We start from the raw sequence: 18,425 nt of genomic DNA on the forward strand, positions 1-18,425 counted from the left end.
AGGTGGGGATCCGGCGAGATGTGAAGGCGGAAACGCTGCGACTACTAGGAAGCGGACTATCGCCACTGGACATCGGGTTCCTCACCTCCTTCGGCTCGGCGGACGGTTACGCAGTGGTGTGGGTCGCGTTGACGACCCGACACCAATGGTCGAGGGTACTCCTCAACACGAAGGCCTGTCGTTCCAGGCTCACGCCGCGTTACTCGTGCAGGAGGAATGGGTGCAGTTCGGTCGCTATTACGAAGAGTTCGAGGTCGGTGCGGTCTACAAGCACTGGCCGGGCAAAACGGTCACCGAGTACGACGACCACCTGTTCTGCCTCATCACCATGAACCACCATCCGCTGCACCTCGACGCGCATTACGCCGAGGAGACCACCGACTTCGGCAAGAACGTCGTGGTCGGCAACTACATCTACTCGCTGCTGCTGGGGATGTCGGTGCCGGACGTGTCCGGCAAGGCGATCGCCAACCTCGAGGTCGAATCGCTGAAACACGTGAAGCCGACCTTCCACGGCGACACCATCTACGGCGAGACCGAGGTGCTGGACAAGACGCCGTCGAAATCGAAGGACGACCGTGGGGTCGTCTACGTCGAGACCCGCGGCTACAAGCAGGACGGCACGATCGTCTGTGTGTTCCGTCGCAAGGTGATGGTGCCGAAGCGGTCCTACGGTGACTCCAGGGGCGGTGAACAGCCCGGCCGTCCCGTGCCGCACGAATAATGGGTGTCACGAACGGGAAAAGGGAGCGCGTCGATGCCCATCGGGCTGGATGAGATCAAGGACCGCCTGCGGAAGTTCGCGACGGTCGAGGCGGCCGGTGTTTCGCCGCTGTACGAGCACCTGGCGGCGAAGGCGGCCGAGGACGACGACGTCGCCGGGCTGCTGACGGACGCTCGCGGCGGTGAAGCACGCGGAACGCTGCTCATGGCGACCGCGCACCGGCTCATCCAGGCCGACCCCATCCACCCGCTCTCGCGGTACTACCCGTCCGTCGGCGGTTTCGACGGCGTTGACTCGGAGACGTGGCCCTTGTTCCGCTCGTTCCTGCTGGAGCGGGCGGACAAGGCGCGCGCGATCATCTCCTCGCGGTACACGCAGACCAACGAGGTCCGCCGGGCCGCGCTGCTCTACCCCGCGGTGACGGCGGCGGCGAAGGAGGCGGGCGGCAAGATCGCGCTGCTCGAGGTCGGCTGCAGCGCGGGCCTGCTCCTCGGCCTGGACAAATACGCCTACCGCTACCAGTGCGACGGCGGCGAACAGCTCACCGCCGGACCCGCGAAGACCGCCGTCGGCCTGCATTGCGCGCTGGACCTCGCGCCCGGCGCCGTCACGCCGAAGGTGCCGAAGAAGCTGACGATCACCGCCCGCGCAGGCCTCGACCGCGCCCCGGTGGACCTGGCCGACGAAGACGAACTCGCCTGGCTCGAAGCGTGTGTCTGGGCCGACCAGCCGGACCGGATCCGGCTCCTGCGCACGGCCGCGGCGGCACAGGGCAAGCAGCGGCCGGAGCTGATCGCCGGCGACGCCGTCGACGATCTCGCCTCGGCAGCCGCCACGCTGCCCGCCGACGCCCCGCTCGTCGTGCTGACCAGCCACGTGCTGGCGTACCTGGGGGAGCGGCGCGCCGACTTCCTCGAAGCGCTCCGGAAGCTCGCCGCGGACCGGCCGCTGTGGTGGGTCAGCGAGGAGTTCTACGCCGCCGCGCTGGAGCCGCTGGTGCCCGGCAGGGCCGATCTGGCCGAACCGGTGGACCAGGCCGTGCTCGGGCTCGTCCGGTGGGAGTCCGGCGTCCCGGACGTGCGGGCGCTGGCCAGGACGGCGCCGCACGGGCAGCGGATGACCTGGCTGCCGGTCTAGCGTTTCCGTGCCTGATCACGCGAGTCACGCCCCTGATCACGCGAGTTCCGGCTTTGCTCACGCCGCGCCTTATGCGTCCGTCCGTGAAGGCCTCCTTGAGGGACTCTGGGTCCCTCAAGGAGGCTTTCATGGACCCGAGGGCATGACATGGAGGTGATCAAGGATTACCGCAGGTCAGAGGCTTATCAGTGGATCTTGGAACGACCAGGGATGTGGGCATGGGCATGGACTTCGCCCATTAGCTTGATCAGCTCTCTGCCGTCGGGTTACCGTCGCCTTGCAGGGATCGCCGCGCGTGCGCACGGCGAGAGGCAGATCCCTCAATGTCCACGAAGACGCGGAAACCCAGGCGTGGCCTCGGGTACAGCGTTGAGGAAATCCATCGGAAATCCGGCAGTCGATACCGGGCCTACGTCTGGGACGCGGTAGCTCAGAGGAAGAAGAGCGTCCCCGCTTCGGACGGCTCGAAGACCTTCGAGTACTACGAGCAGGCCGAGGCCGCGGCGAAGGTCTTACGTCAGTGGATCGACGGCACGTACACCAACGCGGGCCTTCCCGTGCAACGCCAGTCGAGGCGGTACTCGTTCGAGGAGTACGCCGCTCTCTGGCTGACGACCCAGGGAGGTACCGCCGCTACCCGCCGAGCGCGCAAGTACGGCGTGAATACCCTCAACAAGACGTTCGGCAAGCGGATGCTGGACGAGCTGACCGAGACGGACTTTAAGGCTTGGGACGCTGCCGAACAGGCCCGAGGCATGTCGACGTCGATCCGCCAACAGCGGATCTGGGTGCTGCGGGCGATGATGCAGCAGGCCCAGAAGGATGGCGTACGTCCCGACAACCCGGCAGCCGACGTTTGGGTCAAGGCACACCGCCTCCGGCCACCGCGCTACCTGACCTTGCAGGAGCTGTACGTCCTGCTCGCGTTCGCGCCGATGTGGTTCTGGCCCGCGATCCTTCTTGGATACTTCGTCGGGCTCCGCGCCGGGGAGATCGCCGGCCTCCGATGGGAACGGCTCGATCTCGACAGTGCCGACCCGCATGTCCTGGTCTCGGACGTCATGGAGCCCGGACGAACGCTGCGGACCTTCCCGAAGGGAGAGGAGGCCAAGCCTGTCGCCTTGCCGCCAGTCGTGGTGAACGCCCTCAAAGTGCTGCGGAAGTGGCGAGGCTCCGTCGACCGGGAGGACTTCGTCTTCCTGAACACGCTGGGCAAGCCGATCGACTCGGACTACCCCAACAAGGTGCTGACCAAGACCTGGAAGCGCTCTGGGCTCCCCGGCCAGCGACCCGTGTTCCACCATCTCAGGCACAACACCGGCAACAACCTTGCCGAGGCGGATGCGCCCGCTCCGGTGATCATGGCAGTGCTGCGGCACAAGAGCCTGGCGACATCGCAGAAGTACATCAAGGACGTGAACACCCGACGCCAGCAAGCGTGGATGGCTCGTGCCCATGAGATCGCAGGGATGCCAAACGCCGAGGTCCTCAGCTTCCCCGCTCATAGGGATTGGGCGGACGCGCCGAAGCAGACGGTCGCCAGTTAGCCGGTGTCGGACGGCCCCTCGGGCGCGGCTGGCCGGTCGTCGTCAGGACGATCGGTCAGCGCGTTCAGGAGCTTGAATATCCCTGATGTCGGAGGCTGGCCAGCTCGCCAGCTGATGAGCATGTGGCCGTCGCGGTCGACGACCTTGATCGGCTGCTCCTGGTCCGCAGGGCCGAATTCCCACTCGATCCGGTCGACCACTGGGGGCCACTCTCCCTTCCTCGGCGCGCGGCTGAGACCCCCTCGACCGAATGGCGCACGTTCCCGCTGCATTCGTCCTACGTTACTTGCAGCTATAAAGCAGTATCACATGTTTCTTATGCCCAACGTATGTTTTACGGACACTCTCCGAGTGTGCGGATGACCGCCCTAGCTGCTCGTTTGTCACGCTTGGACAACATGCGGTAGTCGGTCAACAATCCCTGTTCGTCCTGCTCTGCCTCGGACTCCAGACTGATGCCGTCGTCGGCCGCCATGGCTTGCACAACGTCGTTGACCTCGACGTTCAGCACCTTGGCGACTATTCGCACCATTTCCCACTTGGGTAGTCGATCGGCACGCTCGGGGCGGAAGAGGTAGTTCAGCTGATGAAGGGCGACGCCTGCCTCTTCGGCGAGCTGCTCACGCGACACCCCCGGCCGTGCGCGGTTGAACAGTGCTTCGAGGTGTTCGGCGGGCATTCAGAAATCCTTCGACTAGCGGTAGCAGACCCGGTCTATGGTCCCGCGATTCAAAACGCAGGCCAGTAGGCCGTTCGGGTGGGACGGATCTTGTCAAGTTTATGACCGGATTGCTGCCGGACCCTCCTCCATAACACCCAGTTGGGTCAGTCGTCGTCTCACCATGCCACCAAGATGGGCGCACGTCGTCTCACATTCGCTAGAAAAGTTGGCTTTTTCGCAAACGGAGTGGCAACGTCGAAGACGGCTCCGCTTGACGCGAACGAACCTCGTATCTCAAGCGCACGCGCGGTCTACCTGCACTTACGTGTCAGGGCGGAGCTATGGGACAAGCGAAGGAGGGTGGTGGCAGTGCAGATCCCAGCTGACGAAGAAGCGTATCCGCTTGACGAAGTTCTACAACGGTTGAACATTACGAGGCCGACCTTCTACCGCTATCGGCGACGTGGCTGGATCGCGACGTTCCAGCACGGCGGCCGGACCTATGTCAAGGAGTCCTGGATCAAGGACTACTTCGCCCGGCGGGCCGAGGAAGGCGCAAAGAACCGCTCCAAGGCCGAGCGCGCCGAGCGCTCCCGCAAGAGCGCCTGACGAGATCACCTGAACGCGGGGTGGCGCGGCGCTACCTCGACTGACCGATTGGGGAGGGATGGGAGCCAGACTGATGTTCGACGTTCCGACAGGCAGGCATGCACGGCTCAGTCAGATCGACCGCGGCGTCGCGGCGCTACGCCGCGTCGCATCGGCAGTCCGGGCCGCGCCGAAGGTCGTGGCTGGACTGGTCGCGGCCATGACCAGCCTCGGCTTCGTTCTTGGCTTCATGATCGCGGGAGTGCTGCTGTGACCGAGACCCAGATTGACCAGGCGACGACCGACGCCGCGCCGGAGTCCGAAGAGGACGCCTTCGCGGCCGTGCTCGTGACCTCGGACCCGGACACGCCCGTGTTCAACGCGACCGTGAACGACCTGCGCGAGCAGCTGCCGTCCCTGACTTCTCACGTCCCGCCGGCTGCGCCCGAGGAGGCCAGCGCCCAGCCCGCCGACGACAGCGGTGACGGTGATCAGGACTGAGGGCAGCGCGCAACCGAACCCATGACTGCCCCGGCGGCTGTGGCCGACAGGTACGTGCCGAGTTCTTCGCGTGCCGGGGCTGCTGGCTGAGGCTCCCGCAAGCAGAGCGCGAGGCCATCACCACCTCGAACAAGCGCAACACCACCGCGCACTCGGTCGCGATGTACAACGCGCACGAGTGGTACCGGACCCATCCGCTCGACGTTCGGGTCGGTGGTCAGTGATTGTCGCGGCCGAAGACGTACTACCACTTCACGTGTGACCACGGCGCGCACGGCATCGCGCGGACCGGTCTCCTGCTGCCGCACAAGCATCCGCTGCTCAGCAAGAAGCTCGTCTGGCTGACCGACCTTGCGGTACCTGATCGCTGGGGCCTCGGGCTCACGTCGAACTGGATCACCTGTGATCGGACGCTGAACCGGGCATCTGTCCAATCGACGGCCACCATCGTTCCTTGGCGTGGATGGGCGCTCTTGTACGAAGTGCCCGATGTGCTGATCGAGGTAATGGAGGAGAGCGCCCGCCCCGATCGATGGTGGGTCTCGGAGACGCCGCTGCGGGTCAGCGACCTCTCCTCGATGGCCATTCCTCGCAGCCAACGGAGAGCATCATGACCGCCGGGTTCCTGGACGTGCCGGTCATTCTCCCGGCAGACGCTCCGCACGAGGACTGGCTGTTCGCCCGGACGTTCGGACTCGGCGGGTCCGATGTGGCCGCCGCGTGCGGACTCAACCCATGGAAGACGCCGTTCCAGCTGTGGCTGGAGAAGACCCGGCGGATCGAAGTCGAGTTCGACGAGGCAGCGACCGAGCGGATGCACTGGGGCACTGTGCTCGAACCGGTACTGCTGCGGGAATGGGACGAGCGGCACCCCGAGTACGTCCTGACCGGCGGCGCGGGCGTCTACGCCGACCGCACGCATGCGTGGATGCTGGCGAACGTCGACGGCCTGGCATGGGAGTACTCAGGCGAGCTGGCCGGGATCGTCGAGGCGAAGACCGGCGGGCACCGCTCAGCGGCCGAATGGGCCGACGACGGCGTGCCGATCCATTACGTGTGCCAGGTCCAGTGGTACATGCACCTGCTCGGCGCTCCCCGGACGTTCCTCGTCGCGCTGCTGGACACGAACACCTACCTCGAACGGATCATCGAGCGAGACGATGATCTGATCGGAGACCTGACCGACGGCGCGATCGAGTTCTGGAGCCACGTCCAGCGAGACGAGCCCCCGCCTGCCGACCCTTCCGAGATCACTCGGCGGGCACTGTCGCGCTGGCCGTCGACTCCCGGTGAGACGGTCGACCTCGATCCGCTGTGGCACAAGCACCTCGCGCGCCGCCATGAGCTGAGCGAGCAGATCAAGCTGCTGGAGTTGGAACGAACGGCCATCGACAACCGGTTGCGCGCCGAGATGGGCGAGGCCGAGGTGGCGCACCTCGACGGCTCCAAGGTCGCCACCCACAAGGCTCCGGCGAAGCCGTCGCGGACGGTCGACTACGCGGCCTTCGCCGCCGAGGAACCCGACCTCTACACCGCCTTCGTCACCGAGCGGCCACCGAGCCGCCGACTGACCTACCCCACGACAGCCAGGAGGGATCAGCAGTAGGCACCGCGAACACCAACGCCAAGGCCGCGCTCGCCCATCGCAAGACCACGGTCGCGACGGGAGGCGGCGGAGACATCCGGACCTTGATCGAGCGGCAGAAGCCGGAGATCGCCCGCGCACTGCACGGCACCGCTTTGAATCCCGAGCGGTTCACACGAGTCGCGTTGACCGTGATCAAGCAGAACAACGACCTGATGCGCTGTCGCCCCGAATCGCTCCTCGGCGCGCTCATGACCTCCGCGCAGCTCGGTCTCGAACCCGGCCCGCTTGGCGAGTCGTACCTGGTGCCGTTCGGGGACCAGGTGACGTTCATCCCCGGCTACCGGGGACTGATCAAGCTCGCCTGGAACTCCGGCCAGCTGCGCAACATCTCCGCACGCGTCGTGCACGAGGCCGACGAGTTCGACTACTCCTACGGCCTGCATCCCGACCTGGTGCACCGCCCCGCGCGAGGAGACCGCGGTGGCATCACCGATGTCTACGCCGCCGCGACGCTGATCGAGGGCGGCGCGGAGTTCGAGGTCCTGGACGTCGGTGCCATCGAAGCCATCCGGGGTCGCTCCCGCATGAGTAAGCGGGGGCCGTGGGTCACCGATTGGGAGGCGATGGCCCGTAAGACGGCCGTTCGCCAGCTCGCCAAGTGGCTGCCGATGGCGACGGTCATGAACCGGGCGATCGCGGCCGAGGGCACGGTCCGCACCGACCTGGACGCCGACGCTCTCGACGACCTCACCGCCGACATGGACGGGGAGGTGATCGACGCCGAGCCCGCCGAGGAGACCAGCCAGCTGGAACCACCACTCGACGAAGCCCCGACCGAGGAGCCACCCACCCCATGAAGCGCGCTACCGACACCATCCGGCTGATCACCACCGCCTTGCTTTGCATCAGCGCAGGAATCAGCCTCGCCCAGAACGTCCGGCAGCTCGTCCGTGAGGAAGCCGCCGCAGTGCAGGAAGAGGAACGCCCGTGACCGACACCGATACCGACACGAAGGCCGAGGAGAAGGCCGAGCCGCGCGACTTCGCCGCGTTCCTGATGGAACACCGCCGAGGCAAGAGCCACGCCGAACTGTCCGAGGCGCTGCGCGATCTCGTCTTGGCTGTGGAGGAGACCCGCAAGGTCGGCCGCATCACCTACACGCTGACGATCAAGCCACAGGAGCGCACGCGCGGCGCGGTCATGGTCGCGGACCAGATCAAGTGCAGCCTGCCGGAGCACGAGCGCTCCGAAAGCATCTTCTTCGCCACCGACACCGGCGAACTCATCCGCAACGACCCGCGCCAGACCGCGCTGTTCACTGAATAGGAGATCTCGTGGCCACCACCCCTGACCAGACGGCCGCCGTCGTCGCCGACATCCAGCGCCGCGCCGATGAGGCCGCCCCACCTGCGCCGTTCGAGCTTGCGCCGGAGAAGTCCGTGGTCGTCCGCACGCTGCGCAACGACGAGCGCGTGGATACAACCGATCTCGAAAGCTTGCTTGACCAGCCACGCCGCCCGCGCGGTACCGCACTGCTCACCGATCCGAGCGACTTCGCCGCCTACGTCGCCCGGCTGGCAACCAGGTCGACGACCGTGTGGGCCGACCAGGACCACCTGAGGATCACCGCCACCTTCAACGACCACTCTGACGGCTTCAGCCCCGGATGGCGCGACCACCAGGCCGTCCTCCAGCTCAAGCACGACGACGACTGGAAGGCATGGCTCCGGCACCACGGCTCGCTGATGCCCCAAGAGGACTTCGCCGAACACCTGGAAGACCACGCACACACCATCGTCAACCCGGACACCGCGACGATGCTGGAGATCGCCCTCACCTTCCAGACGCGGCGCAATGCCTCGTTCTCCCGTGGGGCACGTCTGAACTCCGGCGATGTCCAGCTCGCGTGGAGCGAGGAGACCACAGCCAAGGCCGGAGCGAGCGGACGCTTGGAGGTGCCCGCGGAATTCACGATCGCGGTCTCCCCGTTCTTCGGCCTGCCCGCGACCGAGGTCACCGCCCGGCTGCGCTGGCGCATCCGCGACGGACAGCTCGGCATCGGCTACCGGCTCGACCGACCGGACCTCGTCCACCGGCAGGCGTTCGCTGACGTTCGTCAGATGCTCGCCGACACGCTGGAAGCGCCGGTTCTACTGGGTGCCGCACCCCGGATTGAACCCTTCGCTCTCTGACCGCCCACCAACGGGGAAAGGCCCGCTGTGCCCCGTATCCGCACGATCAAGCCCTCGTTCTTTCGGTCCGAGGACGTGTCGGCGCTGCCATTTCGTGCGCGCCTGACATGGATCGGTCTCTGGACGCATTGTGACGACCAGGGCCGCACCAAGGACAACGCGAGGCTGATCAAGGGCGACATCTGGCCGTTGGACGACGTGTCGCTCGCCGACATCGAAGAGGACCTGGAAACGCTGGCCGCCCACGAGCGCATTGTGCGCTACACCGTGGGCGGTCGGCGGTACCTGGCGATCGTGAATTGGCACGACCACCAGAGCATCCAGAAGCCCACGCCATCGAAGCTGCCGCCCGTCGAAGAGGGCAGCCCCTCGCCCGTCCGGTACCCGGCTAAGAGGACTGCTGGAGACCTACCAGAGGAAACAGCCGGTTATCCCCAATCCGCAGGTATCGAGCCTCCACCACCCCTACAGGAGGAATCCGGTAGCTCTACCACGGGGAAAGGAAAGGAAGGGAAAGGAAGGGAAGGGAGGGCGCGCGGGCGCGAGACAGGCGGCGACGTACCGCCGTCGCGGTGCTCGGCGCACCGTCTCGACGAGAACCCCCCGCCGTGCCGAGCCTGCGCCGAGGCCCGCGAGAACCGGAAGCGCTGGGACACCGCCACTGCCGCCCGCATCGCCGCGCGGCGAACCAGCGAGCAACGGACGCGGGCCGCTGACCGGGCGCGAGCCATCGCGGCCTGCGACATGTGCGACGAGAACGGCTACGTCGAGACCGTCTTGTGCAACCACGACCCCGGCGCGCGGGAACGCGCCGCGCGCGGCATGGATCTCGTCCGCGCGGCGATGAAGTCCCGCTCAGACACCACGACAGCCAAGGGTGATCACCTGTAGGAAGCACCACCCGAACCCGAGCGCAGATCGGGCGGGCCAATCGCGACAAGGGCATCCGCGCCGAGCGCGATGTTGCCAAGTTCCTTCGGCAGCACGGCTGGCCGGCTGCGGAGCGCAAGGTTGACAACGGCTGGCGCAGCAGCGACCGGACCAGCGCCGACCGCGGCGACGTCCGGGGAACTCCGCGTCTGGTCTGGCAGGTCAAGGCCCGCGCCGACCTGTCCACGCTCGACGTAGCCGTGATCCTCGGCCAAACCGCCGAACAGGCCGTGACTGCCGGTGCCGACTACGGCGTGCTGGTGCAGCGCCGCGACGGAAAGAGTGATCCTGGCGATTGGTGGGTCTGGCTGCCCGCCGGAGACCTCGCCGCGCTCATCGAGACAGCCCGCGACCCCGAGATCGTGCAAGTCACCGATCCTCGGCACACGATGCCGGTCCGGCTGGAGCTCGCCGACCTGCTGCCGCTGCTGCACGCCGCCGGATACGGGGAGCCGTGATGACGCATCGTCGGCCCCCGTCCTCGTGGCCTGAACTCGTCTTCATCGCGATGTGCCTGGTCTGCCTCGTGGTCTTCGCGGTGCTCTGGGCGGTGCTCGGGTAATGGCCGAACGTACCTGCGTCACCGGCTGCGGACGCCCGACCCACGACATGCTGTGCAGCGGCTGCCTCGCCGAACTGATCGCCGCGCTCCGCGAACTCGTCTCTCGCGACGGTGAACACGGCCTGATCGCCGAGCTGGGCATCACCCTGTCCAGACAGCACACGATGGCCGCCAGCAGCGACGCCACCGCCGCCTCGGCGAGCCAGCCGATGCCCTTCCACGAAGGCGCCAGCGAAATCAGCTGGGTACTCGCCTCCACGATCTCGACCTGGGCGCGCGAGGTGCACGAGTCCAACCCGCACCTGCTCCCGCCGACCAGGTCCACCGCGGGCACGGTCCGATGGCTGATCGGACTGCCCGGACTGCTCGCACTGCACCCGGCCGCCGACGAGCTGCACGACGAGATCACTCACGTCGTCGCTCGGGTCCGCCGGGTCATCGACCGCCCACCCGACCGGATCTACGCCGGACCGTGTGACGCGCTGGTCGAAGGCGAGAGGTGCCCCGACCACCTCTACGCGCGCCCCGGCCAGCGCCGGGTGCAGTGCGGCAGTTGCTCCACCGAACACGATGTCGAGGAGCGGCGGAACTGGATGATCCGGTACGCGGTCGACCTCAGGGTCACCGCGCCCGTTGCGTTGGGCTGGGCGCGGCTGCTGCTGGGCAAGACCATCCCGCGCGGCACCTGGGACTCCTGGGTGAGCCGAGGTCGGATCGTCCCGCACGGCATCAACGCGCGGGGCCGTCCGGTGTTCCGATTCGGAGACGTGCGGGACCTCGCGCTGGCGCACGCCAGTAAGCCGCGCCACACCGCGTGATCTGACCTTGCGAACGTCCTGACCTGCGTGCAAGATCGGTGACATCACCGTCCGGAAGTGTGGCCATCCTCCCGGACAACCTCCCCGTAAGTCCCGCTCAAGAGGCTTTCCACCCGCCGGAGCAGGATCGGAACCTCGCCGTACCGGATCCCGAGGCGTGCCCCGTCTGTGATCACCGGGATATGAATGCTCGCGCGACCCGATTCGAGGGTGATCGCGCACGGGCCGACCGGGCGGCGCGGGTTATCCAGGTACGCCTTCGTGGTCGCGACCAGCTTCAACGTGACCACGAGCCCGGAGAGTGCGTCCTCAGGGCACGAGAAGCCGGTCGACGGAAACGTGGTCAAGTCGTTCGCCTGGCCTCGATGCAAGCGGAACCTGTCCGACTGGATCTCGACCTGCCAAGCGCCCGCCTCCGGCGGCAGGTCCAGGAGCGCGCCCATCAGCTCACTGCTTCCGTCTCCACGGCTTTGACGGCGAGCGTCTTGCCCGAGTTGTCCAGCAGCTCGACCCGGTACGGCTCGCCGGCTGCGGTGCCGATGTCCCCGGCAGTGAAACGGGTCGGCAGAACGTAGTCCGGCGGAACCGCCTTGCGGTCGCGCTCGATCCAGCCATCGGTCTTCTCGTCGAAGGCACTGATCACCAGCAACGTCGGAAAGCCGAAGCGTTCGCCCGCCGCATACCTGCGCACCGTGTCCTCGGACATGACCAGCGTGGTCCCTGCACGCGCTGCGGGCAGCTTGCCATCGTTGATCAAGACGTTGATGTTCTGGCGCGAGCAGCCCACGATGTCGGCCGCCTCAGTCACCGAGACCAACCGAGGGATCAGCGGGTCACGTACCATCCGGGTGTCTCCCTGCCTTGTTGACGCTTTGCAGGAAGACACGATAGCCCCGGCCGCAACGCGACCGGGGCTGTCGCCTGTCACAGGATGTTCACCTCACTCACTCGTGGAAGTCGGGGGCCTTCCCCGCACGGCCCCGGCCTGCCTGAATATTCAGGCAGTTCTGGCAGTCGACAGGGGCGGACGTCTGCTCGCCCCAGTCGTCCCGCGAGCGCGCCGAGCACAGCGCGTTGATCGACCCGGCGGGAAAGGCGGCATGCGTCCGAGCATTCGGATGCGAAGCGACCCGGACGTTCGGACCGGGATGATCGAGTCGCCTGACGCCGACCACACGCTGCGTCGACGTCGAGTGTCCGTCCTCGAAGTACCCACGGCTGACCACCCCCAGGGCGGCGGCCTCCGCCTTCTTCGGCTCGTCCTCTTTGACGTGCACGGTATGGCGGATCTCCTCGATGACGAGGACTTCGTACCTCACAGTGTCTCCTACAGTGGAATGCGGATGGCCTCTTCGGCGGCGGGATTGAGCAGGTATGCGGGCAAGGTCTCCCGGCCCTCGGAGATCGCCCGGTAGACCCGGTGCCACCCGTCGATGACCATCAAGCCAAAGAACTCGCCGGATGGACTGCTGACTGGTGCGACGATGATCGGCTCGGTGAGGTCGGTCTTCGTCATCGCGTACTCGACGTCGACCTTGACCTCGACCAGCTTCAGGTAGCCCTCCGGCGCTGGCTTCAACGGCAGCAACTCGTCCATGCCAGCGAGCGACGCGTGCTCGTGGAACGTGGCCACCGACTCGTGGACCTCCAACAGCTCCTTCGCGCGGGTGACACACCACCGCCAAGCGCCGAAGAAGAACACCTGGCAGCCACTATGGCTCGGCGGGTGCTTCATGGCAGATCACCCCAGCCGAACATCTCGCGCGTGGCCTGGTCGACCACGTACGGCATCGCCCTGCCCTCGTGCATGTGAATGAGCGTCGGCTCGCCCCAAAGCCCCTCGGCCCATCGGAAGTAGCTGCCGTGCCACACCAGGCCGGGGGCCGCCGGATGGGTCGGCTCCCGGACGTCGGTCACGTGAAAGTAGTTGCTGGACAGGCCAATCTGCACAATGTCGCCTACGTTCACCGAGACGATGGCGAGCGTCTTATCCATCGGAACCCGCCTCCTCCGCGAGCGGACGAAGCGGTCCGCGGATGTTCTCGCGCAACGCGGCAAACAAGGCGATGGTGGAGACCAGCAGCGCCACGTCCACCGGGACCTCGTGATGGTCCGCAGTCTTCCGCACCGAGCGCTTGACCAGCCTTTCCCATCGATCGGCCCCGATCAGCGTCGAGCACATCCCGCACGCCGCCCAGTCGCCTCGGCTGAGGCTGGCTGGCATGTGCGGCACGGGGAAGTCGTTCGTGGGCAACACCGCGACCGGCTCGTCGCTGAAGCAGAAGTCGCAGTGCCCGCGCCAGCCGTCGGGCGCTTCGACGGGTACCGGTTCGTGGTCCGCGACGTAGGAAGGCGGGTGGATGTCCCGAACGCCGGAAGCATCGACGTAGACGTCCAGCCTGCGGCTGCACGTGCCGCAGATGATGAGCTTCACGACCAGCCCTCCTCATCGGCGATCTCGAACAGGAGCGCCAAGCGATCGCCCCGCCCGTTGTTGTGGTCGTCGACGAGATCCCCGACCGGGGTGTTCGCCAACACCGCAACTTCGGGGTCTGAGTAGTCCACTCGGGACGCGGGATTCGCCCGACGTGCCGATTCAGTCATGTCGTTCCTCTTCGTTGATCGCGGCAGAGAAGGCTGCCGCGAGGGCGTGCAAGATGGGCTCCGCTCCGTGCCATTGCTCAGCACTTCCCGCGTATTGCAGGAAGCCGCCAGGGAAGATCCGAACGAGGTGGGTACGGCCGTCCTTGAAGACGACCGACCCCTCGAACCGCACCGGGCGGCGGTTCTCATCGCTGGTCATTCGCCACCTCCCACCAGTTCGCGTAGTGGGCACCGTCGAAGGCCATGTGCAGTGCGGCCACGCGGTCGTCGAAGTCCTCACGACTCGCGAGCACGCCGCGCTCGAACTCCTCGTACACCTCGGCTGGCGGCTCGTAGCCGCAGGTGGCGCACATGACCGGAACAGGGGCCGGATGGCGGGAGACCGCCCGTTCGGCGGCCTCCCAAGACCGGTGCTCCTCAGTCCAGTTGCATGAGCAGAACGCGACGACCAACCGGCCATCCTGTTCTACTTCGGGGCGATGGGACATCAGGAAATCGGTGTCCCATCCGCGAACTGGCCGTTCTGGAATCGCTCGATCCCCTTGCGGAAACCGTCGGCGAAGCCTTCGGTTCTGGAGTCGACATGGTTGCCGATCCCCGATTCGGGGTCACCGCCGTACGCCTCCGCGAAGTTCGCCGCGTCCCATCCTCGGTCGAGACCGACCAGGTAGACCGCTTCTCGGACTTCCTTCCTGGGCCGGATGTTCCGCCCCCTTTTGAGCTTCACTCGCTGTCTCCCTTGCTGCTGTCCTGCCTTGTTGACTTGGTCAGCATGGGGACAGGATTTTCCGGTCAGCAATGCAAAGTGATATGAATCACAGTAAGTTGCTGATTGGCACACCGTGGTTGCATTGTTGTGGGGTCAACAAGGCAGGAACACCTCAGGGAGACACCCCAATGGCACATGAGCTTGAACAGTTGGCCGATGGCAGTACCGCATTCGCCACTGCCCGTACCCCCGCTTGGCATCGTCTCGGCACCGTTGCCCCCGGTCCCATGACCGCACAGGAAGTGCTGGACCTGGCCCACCTGTCCAACTGGAACATCCGGAAGTCGATGGGCCTCACCGCTGTGGTTCCTGGTGAGAAGTGCCATGAGTGCAACCGAAAGATCGGTGCCAAGCACACCCAGAAGTGCCCGGTACCCAAGGATGAGGGCCGGGGCTCCGATCCCATCGTGACCGAAGAGGACACCGCCGAACTGCTGACCGTGGATGGTTGGGTGAGCACCTACCGCACCGTTCCGATGTCCGGTGAGCTTCAGAACCTCGGCATCGTGTCCGGTGAGTACCCGATCATTCAGCCCGAACAGTTCGCTGAATTCATGCAGACCATTGTGGACACTTCCGGCTCGGTGTTCGACACCGGAGGTTCGCTCCGGAATGGCCGGGACATCTTCCTGACCATGCAGCTTCCGGAAGCTGTGACCATCGGTGGTGTCGATGAAATCGGCCTGTACATGGCCGGTTTCAACAACTACTCCGGGCAGGGAAGTCTCAAAGTGATCACCACCCCGGTCCGGGTGGTCTGTGCCAACACCGAGAGGGCTGCTCTCCGGAACTTTCGGTCCTCGTACACCTTCCGGCACAGCAAGGGGCTACAGGGTCGAATTGCCGAAGCTCGTGAAGCACTCAAGGTCAATTTCGAGTGGACAGAGGTATTCAAGGCCGAAGCCGAAAGCATGATCAACACCAAGATGTCGGCTGACACCTTCGGTGACCTGATCAAGGCCGTGTGGCCGGAAAAGTTCTCGAAGCCCCTGGATGACTGGAAAAAGCCCGAGCATGACCACTGGGACTCGCTCAATGGTCTGTTTAAGAATGCCGACACCCAGGAGAACATCCGGGGCACCGTGTGGGCCGGTTACAACTCCATCACCGAGTACCTGGACTGGGAAATTCCGATCCCCGGTGTCGGCACCGATGCCGCCGAGCTGGCCAGGGCCGACCGATCTTTCGCTGGTCAGTACAACAAACTCAAGCACCTGGCATTTTCCAAGAGCCTCGACATCGTGGCCGCCAAGTGACCAACCGTGCCGCTCAGTGCCCCTCTGTCGAACAGGCAGGGGGGCACTGCCCTATCCCGGAACCTCCTGCCGCTGGTGTATTTCCGGCCGCTGAGAGCCCCGCACAGGGGTGTATTTCCGTCCCCTCGGTGTCGGTGCCGCTGGTGTATTTCCGTTGCCGCAGAGGGCAGGCAGGGGGCCACCTGTGCCGTACCGTGCCCCCGCAGTATGCAGCCTGCCCGGTTGTGGTGAGCCTGCCCCCGCAGGTGGCCGCTGTGCCGAGCATGCACAGCAGGCCGCTACCCGCCGCAGGCTCGACCCCGCACAGCAGGGGTACCGCACAGCAGGGCACCGGGCATTCCGTACCGCAGTGCTTGCCCGTGATCCCGTGTGCAGGTGTGCCGATGGGTGCCCGCAGCATGAGGGCCGACCGTGTGGACAGCCGTCCACAGTGGCCGATCACTGGCCGGTCACCCGTCGTTCGCTGGTCCGGCAAGGGCTCGACCCCAACCGGCCTGAGCATGGCCGGGGCCTGTGCCAGTCGTGCCACAACCGGCACACCGCCCGAGACCCCGCCACCCGTGGAGGAGCCGGGTAGGCCGGAGCACGCCGGACGAGGCAGGGGCACCTGGTCCATGCCGGCACTTCCTGGCCGCGCCCGCCGACGACCCCAGGGGGTTACCCCTCCCCCCAGGGGCAAAAGCCGATCGTCAGCCAGGCCCGTCCGTGTGCCGACACATTTCCGGAACCCGCCGTGCACGTCGACCGGGAGGAGGTAGCCGGTGGCCATCAACCCGACCGCCGACCAGACCGCCCCGGTGGTCATCGACGGGGTCACACCGTCGGCTGAGGTCCGGGCCGAGCTTGCTCGCAAGGGAGTGCCCGTGCTGCTGGCGTTCAGCCGGGGCAAGGACTCACTCGCCGCTTGGCTCGCTCTTCGGGACGCGGGGGTGGAGGTCCGGCCGTTCCACTTCTATCTCGTGCCCGGTCTGGAGTTCGTCGACGAGTCGCTGGCGTTCTTCGAGAAGTTCTTCGGGGTGACGATCCCGCAGCTCCCGCACCCGTCGCTGTATCGGTGGCTGAACAACCTCACGTTCGTGCCGCCGGAGCGACGGCTGATCATCGAAGCTGCCCAGCTGCCGGAGCCGGACTACGTGACGGTCTCGCGGTTGCTGTGCACCGAGTACTACGGGCTCGACCCGGACACCACCCTGACCGCCGACGGCATCCGCGCCGCGGATTCGCCTAACCGTCGCACGGCGATCAAGGGACACGGGCCGCTCCGGCTGCACGTGATGAAGGTGTCGCCCGTCTGGGACTGGCGCATCCGGCACGTCAGGGCGGCGTTGGCCGAGAACAAGTGCCCGCTGCCAGTCGACTACGAGTGGTTCAACAGGACGTTCGACGGGCTCGACCTTCGCTTCCTCGAACCGATCCGCAGGAATGCTCCCGCCGACTACGAGCGGATCCTGGACTGGTTCCCGCTGTGCGACTTGGAGTTCTTCCGTGCCCGACTCTAACGATGACCTGATGGCCCAGCTTGCCGGAGCAGCCGCCCCGGTGGGCGGGTCGAACGCTGACGTGCTGGCCCAGCTCAACGCGGACCCGGAACCTGATCCGCTGGCCGATGTCGAGTACACCGGAGACCTACCGGAGGACTCCCGTAAGGAACTCAATGCCCTACAGCAGGGGTTCCGAGATCGGGCGAAGCGCGAAGCCGAGCGGTTCCGCCTGGCAACCGACTCCGAGTACTGGATCGCCGTCTGCTTCAAGACACGCGAGGACAAGGAGAAGTTCCTCCGCAACGCGAAGCTGCTCCCCATCGGAGACAAGTACATGGACGGCTACGCCGTGGCCAGGGCGCTCGGCGTGCCGATGGAAGACGAGTAGAGGAAGGAGGAGAGCACACATGCGTCGTTCGCTCGTCAACGTCAGCGGAGCCATGATCCGTGGCGCGGCCCGTCGCCTCGGCATCCGCGCGGCGGGCGCGGCCGGTGGCCGCAGCTCCGCTACCTAACCCCTTCAACCGCACGACGAAGCCCCCGGTCTCCCCGTCGCCGGGGGCTTCGTCGTGTCCACCCCAGTACGAAGGGAGGCGATCGTGGGAGCACGCGGAGCCAAGCCGAAGCCGACAGCACTGAAGGTGCTCCACGGCGACCGGCCCGACCGGATCAACCACGCAGAGCCGATCCCGCCCGAGAACGAGGTCACCGCGCCCGAGGAGCTGTCCGACGACGCCCGCGCCGTGTGGGACAGGCTCGCTCCCGGCCTGATCGCTGTCGGCGTCCTCACCGCCTGGGACATCGACGCCTTCGTCATCGTCTGCGAAGCCCTCGCGCGCTACCGACAGGCGACCAAGCTCGTCAACGGCTCTGCGCTGCTGGTGCAAGGGCCGAACGGCTTCGTGAAGAACCCCGCGCTGATCGTGCAGCGCGAGGCCGAGACGACGTTCGCGCAGTACGGCGCGAGGTTCGGGCTCACCCCGTCCGATCGTTCGCAGCTGAAGGTTGACGCCCCCGGTGCCAAGGGGCCGAGCGCCGAGCGCCTCCTCTCGTAAGCCCCGGCTGCC

The 18,425-nt window shown here is 66.3% G+C and carries 29 protein-coding genes and 1 pseudogene; 19 read left to right on the forward strand and 11 right to left on the reverse strand.

Annotation, left to right across the window (positions count from 1 at the left end; translation table 11 throughout):
• Positions 1-145: 145 nt before the first annotated feature.
• From AB8M46_RS17080 to AB8M46_RS17090, 3 genes are all read left to right on the forward strand, one after another.
• Complete coding sequence (locus AB8M46_RS17080; RefSeq protein WP_225949972.1) at positions 146-724, forward strand: MaoC family dehydratase; 579 nt, start codon at positions 146-148, stop codon at positions 722-724.
• Between the two features lie 33 nt (positions 725-757).
• Positions 758-1,861 (forward strand): DUF2332 domain-containing protein, encoded by a 1,104-nt coding sequence (locus tag AB8M46_RS17085; protein ID WP_037332105.1) that lies wholly within the window; start codon positions 758-760, stop codon positions 1,859-1,861.
• A 323-nt stretch (positions 1,862-2,184) separates the two neighbouring features.
• Positions 2,185-3,408 carry a tyrosine-type recombinase/integrase gene (locus AB8M46_RS17090; RefSeq protein WP_394360693.1) on the forward strand — a complete coding sequence of 408 codons (1,224 nt, stop codon included), beginning with the start codon at positions 2,185-2,187 and terminating at the stop codon, positions 3,406-3,408.
• Here AB8M46_RS17090 and AB8M46_RS17095 read toward each other — a convergent pair.
• Complete coding sequence (locus AB8M46_RS17095; RefSeq protein ID WP_394360694.1) at positions 3,405-3,608, reverse strand: hypothetical protein; 204 nt, start codon at positions 3,606-3,608, stop codon at positions 3,405-3,407. The genes AB8M46_RS17090 and AB8M46_RS17095 overlap by 4 nt on opposite strands.
• A gap of 134 nt (positions 3,609-3,742) precedes the next feature.
• Positions 3,743-4,087, reverse strand: coding sequence for a hypothetical protein (locus tag AB8M46_RS17100; RefSeq protein ID WP_394360695.1), 345 nt, complete (start codon positions 4,085-4,087; stop codon positions 3,743-3,745).
• Between the two features lie 345 nt (positions 4,088-4,432).
• Between AB8M46_RS17100 and AB8M46_RS17105 the strand changes: the two genes are divergently transcribed.
• The 12 genes and pseudogenes from AB8M46_RS17105 to AB8M46_RS17160 all read left to right on the forward strand — a co-directional run bounded on the left by AB8M46_RS17105 (position 4,433) and on the right by AB8M46_RS17160 (position 11,248).
• On the forward strand, positions 4,433-4,678 hold the full coding sequence (locus AB8M46_RS17105) for a helix-turn-helix domain-containing protein (protein WP_394360696.1): 246 nt from the start codon (positions 4,433-4,435) through the stop codon (positions 4,676-4,678).
• Between the two features lie 73 nt (positions 4,679-4,751).
• A complete protein-coding gene (locus AB8M46_RS17110; RefSeq protein ID WP_394360697.1) occupies positions 4,752-4,931 on the forward strand; it encodes a hypothetical protein in 180 nt (59 codons plus the stop codon).
• The gene (locus tag AB8M46_RS17115) at positions 4,928-5,158 is read left to right on the forward strand and encodes a hypothetical protein (RefSeq protein ID WP_394360698.1); all 231 of its coding nucleotides are present in this window, start codon (positions 4,928-4,930) and stop codon (positions 5,156-5,158) included. Before AB8M46_RS17110 ends, AB8M46_RS17115 begins: the two co-directional genes overlap by 4 nt.
• A 224-nt stretch (positions 5,159-5,382) precedes the next feature.
• Complete coding sequence (locus tag AB8M46_RS17120) at positions 5,383-5,772, forward strand: hypothetical protein (RefSeq protein ID WP_394360699.1); 390 nt, start codon at positions 5,383-5,385, stop codon at positions 5,770-5,772.
• Positions 5,769-6,764, forward strand: a complete 996-nt coding sequence (locus AB8M46_RS17125) for a YqaJ viral recombinase family protein (protein WP_394360700.1) — start codon at positions 5,769-5,771, stop codon at positions 6,762-6,764. The genes AB8M46_RS17120 and AB8M46_RS17125 overlap by 4 nt, the downstream gene beginning before the upstream one ends.
• Positions 6,765-6,787: 23 nt before the next feature.
• A pseudogene (locus tag AB8M46_RS17130) lies at positions 6,788-7,603 on the forward strand (recombinase RecT); the annotation flags it as partial.
• The gene (locus AB8M46_RS17135; RefSeq protein WP_394360701.1) at positions 7,600-7,737 is read left to right on the forward strand and encodes a hypothetical protein; all 138 of its coding nucleotides are present in this window, start codon (positions 7,600-7,602) and stop codon (positions 7,735-7,737) included. The pseudogene AB8M46_RS17130 and the gene AB8M46_RS17135, both read left to right, overlap by 4 nt.
• The gene (locus AB8M46_RS17140; RefSeq protein WP_394360702.1) at positions 7,734-8,072 is read left to right on the forward strand and encodes a hypothetical protein; all 339 of its coding nucleotides are present in this window, start codon (positions 7,734-7,736) and stop codon (positions 8,070-8,072) included. Before AB8M46_RS17135 ends, AB8M46_RS17140 begins: the two co-directional genes overlap by 4 nt.
• Positions 8,073-8,080: 8 nt before the next feature.
• Positions 8,081-8,938 (forward strand): DUF2303 family protein, encoded by an 858-nt coding sequence (locus AB8M46_RS17145; RefSeq protein ID WP_394360703.1) that lies wholly within the window; start codon positions 8,081-8,083, stop codon positions 8,936-8,938.
• 27 nt (positions 8,939-8,965) lie between these two features.
• Entirely contained in the window at positions 8,966-9,829 is an 864-nt protein-coding gene (locus AB8M46_RS17150) for a hypothetical protein (RefSeq protein ID WP_394360704.1), read from the forward strand.
• A 239-nt stretch (positions 9,830-10,068) separates the two neighbouring features.
• Positions 10,069-10,326: a hypothetical protein gene (locus AB8M46_RS17155; protein ID WP_394360706.1), complete on the forward strand. Its 258-nt coding sequence runs from the start codon at positions 10,069-10,071 to the stop codon at positions 10,324-10,326.
• Between the two features lie 103 nt (positions 10,327-10,429).
• Positions 10,430-11,248, forward strand: a complete 819-nt coding sequence (locus AB8M46_RS17160) for a hypothetical protein (RefSeq protein WP_394360707.1) — start codon at positions 10,430-10,432, stop codon at positions 11,246-11,248.
• Positions 11,249-11,292: 44 nt separating this feature from the next.
• Here AB8M46_RS17160 and AB8M46_RS17165 read toward each other — a convergent pair whose 3' ends face one another.
• The 9 genes from AB8M46_RS17165 to AB8M46_RS17205 all read right to left on the reverse strand — a co-directional run bounded on the left by AB8M46_RS17165 (position 11,293) and on the right by AB8M46_RS17205 (position 14,579).
• Positions 11,293-11,691, reverse strand: a complete 399-nt coding sequence (locus tag AB8M46_RS17165; protein WP_394360708.1) for a hypothetical protein — start codon at positions 11,689-11,691, stop codon at positions 11,293-11,295.
• A complete protein-coding gene (locus tag AB8M46_RS17170) occupies positions 11,691-12,092 on the reverse strand; it encodes a helix-turn-helix domain-containing protein (protein WP_394360709.1) in 402 nt (133 codons plus the stop codon). Before AB8M46_RS17170 ends, AB8M46_RS17165 begins: the two co-directional genes overlap by 1 nt.
• A 100-nt stretch (positions 12,093-12,192) precedes the next feature.
• Positions 12,193-12,567, reverse strand: coding sequence for a hypothetical protein (locus tag AB8M46_RS17175; protein WP_394360710.1), 375 nt, complete (start codon positions 12,565-12,567; stop codon positions 12,193-12,195).
• Positions 12,568-12,575: 8 nt separating this feature from the next.
• Positions 12,576-12,983, reverse strand: coding sequence for a hypothetical protein (locus AB8M46_RS17180; protein ID WP_394360711.1), 408 nt, complete (start codon positions 12,981-12,983; stop codon positions 12,576-12,578).
• Positions 12,980-13,243 (reverse strand): hypothetical protein, encoded by a 264-nt coding sequence (locus tag AB8M46_RS17185; protein ID WP_394360712.1) that lies wholly within the window; start codon positions 13,241-13,243, stop codon positions 12,980-12,982. The genes AB8M46_RS17180 and AB8M46_RS17185 overlap by 4 nt, the downstream gene beginning before the upstream one ends.
• Positions 13,236-13,682: a hypothetical protein gene (locus AB8M46_RS17190; RefSeq protein ID WP_394360713.1), complete on the reverse strand. Its 447-nt coding sequence runs from the start codon at positions 13,680-13,682 to the stop codon at positions 13,236-13,238. The genes AB8M46_RS17185 and AB8M46_RS17190 overlap by 8 nt, the downstream gene beginning before the upstream one ends.
• Before the next feature lie 162 nt (positions 13,683-13,844).
• Positions 13,845-14,051: a hypothetical protein gene (locus tag AB8M46_RS17195; RefSeq protein WP_394360714.1), complete on the reverse strand. Its 207-nt coding sequence runs from the start codon at positions 14,049-14,051 to the stop codon at positions 13,845-13,847.
• Positions 14,038-14,205 carry a hypothetical protein gene (locus tag AB8M46_RS17200; protein WP_394360715.1) on the reverse strand — a complete coding sequence of 56 codons (168 nt, stop codon included), beginning with the start codon at positions 14,203-14,205 and terminating at the stop codon, positions 14,038-14,040. Before AB8M46_RS17200 ends, AB8M46_RS17195 begins: the two co-directional genes overlap by 14 nt.
• 134 nt (positions 14,206-14,339) lie before the next feature.
• Positions 14,340-14,579, reverse strand: coding sequence for a hypothetical protein (locus AB8M46_RS17205; protein ID WP_394360716.1), 240 nt, complete (start codon positions 14,577-14,579; stop codon positions 14,340-14,342).
• Positions 14,580-14,749: 170 nt separating this feature from the next.
• Between AB8M46_RS17205 and AB8M46_RS17210 the strand changes: the two genes are divergently transcribed.
• The 4 genes from AB8M46_RS17210 (at position 14,750) to AB8M46_RS17225 (ending at position 18,413) form a co-directional block, all read left to right on the forward strand.
• Entirely contained in the window at positions 14,750-15,877 is a 1,128-nt protein-coding gene (locus AB8M46_RS17210) for a DUF932 domain-containing protein (protein ID WP_394360717.1), read from the forward strand.
• A gap of 761 nt (positions 15,878-16,638) precedes the next feature.
• Positions 16,639-17,376: a hypothetical protein gene (locus tag AB8M46_RS17215; RefSeq protein ID WP_394360718.1), complete on the forward strand. Its 738-nt coding sequence runs from the start codon at positions 16,639-16,641 to the stop codon at positions 17,374-17,376.
• Between the two features lie 10 nt (positions 17,377-17,386).
• On the forward strand, positions 17,387-17,746 hold the full coding sequence (locus tag AB8M46_RS17220; RefSeq protein WP_394360719.1) for a hypothetical protein: 360 nt from the start codon (positions 17,387-17,389) through the stop codon (positions 17,744-17,746).
• Positions 17,747-17,957: 211 nt separating this feature from the next.
• Entirely contained in the window at positions 17,958-18,413 is a 456-nt protein-coding gene (locus AB8M46_RS17225) for a phage terminase small subunit P27 family (RefSeq protein ID WP_394360720.1), read from the forward strand.
• Positions 18,414-18,425: the final 12 nt, after the last annotated feature.

This window comes from Amycolatopsis sp. SB7-3, from assembly GCF_041021335.1.
Lineage (GTDB): Bacteria > Actinomycetota > Actinomycetes > Mycobacteriales > Pseudonocardiaceae > Amycolatopsis > Amycolatopsis japonica.